The sequence below is a fragment of the Streptococcus sp. DD11 genome, from assembly GCF_001578865.1.
Classification (GTDB): Bacteria; Bacillota; Bacilli; order Lactobacillales; family Streptococcaceae; genus Streptococcus; species Streptococcus panodentis.
This window is the reverse complement of sequence record NZ_KQ969426.1, coordinates 1-637: the sequence shown is the minus strand read 5'-3', so window position 1 is coordinate 637 and position 637 is coordinate 1. Positions and strand designations below refer to the sequence as shown.

Annotated in this window: 1 protein-coding gene; it reads left to right on the top strand. The window is 41.1% G+C overall.

What is annotated here, in order from left to right:
- Nucleotides 1–109 precede the first annotated feature (109 nt).
- Nucleotides 110–637: transposase (locus tag STRDD11_RS13255; RefSeq protein ID WP_164828514.1), on the top strand; the 528-nt coding region annotated here is incomplete at its 3' end.

Here is a 637-nt window from a genome sequence, read left to right as displayed (position 1 = left end):
AAAAAGGCTTCAAAAAAAGCAACGACTAGAAAACAGCCGTTGCCTTTTGCTTTAAAGAGATAGTCTTGCTAAAATATAGTTGACAAAAAAATATGAGAAAGGCTATCCCATGCATATCCACTATAACACAAATCAAACGACTTTACCACTGGAAATTGCTTCTTGCTTACCACCAGACCATATTGTGTTTACTATCGAGAAGGTGGTTGATGAACTGGAAGAGGAGTGTTTCGCTGCCTTCTACCACGATTTTGGTCGGCCCTCCTATCATCCTAAAATGCTCTTATCTGCGCTGCTATTTGCTTACTCGCAAGGAATTTTCTCTGGTCGTAAAATCGAAAAGCTCATGGCTGAAAATCTTGCTATGAGCTATTTGACAGGTCACCATGTTGTCAGCTATCGGACAATCAATCGTTTTCGTGTGGCGGACTGCATGGAAGAGTTCATCAAAAATCTCTTCATTGAACTCAATCTTCGCCTCAAGATGGAAGACTTGATTAGTCTGGACTGTCTCTTCATCGATGGGACGAAGATAGAGGCCAATGCCAACAAGTACAGCTTCGTTTGGAAAAAAGCAACGGATAAATTTCAAGCTAAACTGCAAGAGACCTTGAAGGCGTATTTCCAAACAGAGGTT